General features: G+C 65.8%; 1 protein-coding gene. It reads right to left on the bottom strand.

From position 1 onward, the window contains the following. Window positions 1-67 precede the first annotated feature (67 nt). Complete coding sequence (locus P1J78_RS24985) at window positions 68-910, bottom strand: ABC transporter substrate-binding protein (RefSeq protein WP_275570078.1); 843 nt, start codon at window positions 908-910, stop codon at window positions 68-70. Window positions 911-946 lie beyond the last annotated feature (36 nt).

Below are 946 nucleotides of genomic sequence, written 5' to 3'. Positions count from 1 at the left end.
CCGCCCACGTCCGGTCGAGCGGACCCTTCAAACGGGAGGAAAAAAGGGCCGCGAAGTTATCCAGCGCCTATTCGTCGGCGATGAAGTACTGCTCGGGGTTGGTCGGTCCGGGGGTCGGGTAGACCCAGGACGCCGGCATCGAGTCGGGGACATTGAGGAAGTTCGTCTTCTTCACCCCGTAGCCGGCAGCGGGCCAGCTGATCCCCATCGTCCAGAACTCCTCGGCCGCGATGTCCAGGATTTCGTTCATCAGGCGGGTCTGCTCGTCCGCGTCCGCGGAGGCCTGCAGCTGCCCGTAGAGCTCCATCTGCTTCTTCGCGGGCGCCGGGGGCTCCTGCGGCTTGACTTGCGACGCTTCGGGGTCCGCTCCCAGATACCAAGCCGTCCAGGCGGGCGCCCAGTAGTAGCTGTCGTTGTTGGAGGGGAACCACCAGCGCGGGTCGAGCACGACCTCCTGGCCTGCGCCGCCACCGCGTTCCCAGGCCACGCCCTGCAGCTCGCCCGCGTCCTGGCGGGCCGTGATCAGCGTGCGGTCGAGCGGCGTCGGCGTCATCGCGATACCGACCTCGCGCCACTGCTGGGCCACCAGTTCCAGCGCATCGCCGAAGACCGGGTTCGCCGCGCTGTAGGCGAAGGTGAAGGCGAAGGGCTCACCGTCGGGGCGCAGACGCATGCCGTTGGAGCCGCGCTCCGGCATGATCTCGTCCAGATGCTCGTTCGCCAGCTCCACGTCGAACTCGGTGTACTGCTTGGCCAGCTCCTCGTTGAAGTAGACCGATCCCGGCTGCACCGAGGTCTGCGCCACCTCGCCGAGGCCAAGCCAGACGACGTCGATGATCTCCTGCCGGTCGATAGAGTCTTTCGGGATTAACCAGGCGCATATCCCGCAGCCTGGAAATAGTTTCTGCATTCAACCGGAGAGAACAGGTCGCATATCCTGCCGAGT

The sequence above is a fragment of the Psychromarinibacter sediminicola genome (assembly GCF_029168335.1).
Taxonomy (GTDB): domain Bacteria; phylum Pseudomonadota; class Alphaproteobacteria; order Rhodobacterales; family Rhodobacteraceae; genus Psychromarinibacter; species Psychromarinibacter sediminicola.
This window is presented reverse-complemented; position numbering and strand designations above follow the sequence as displayed.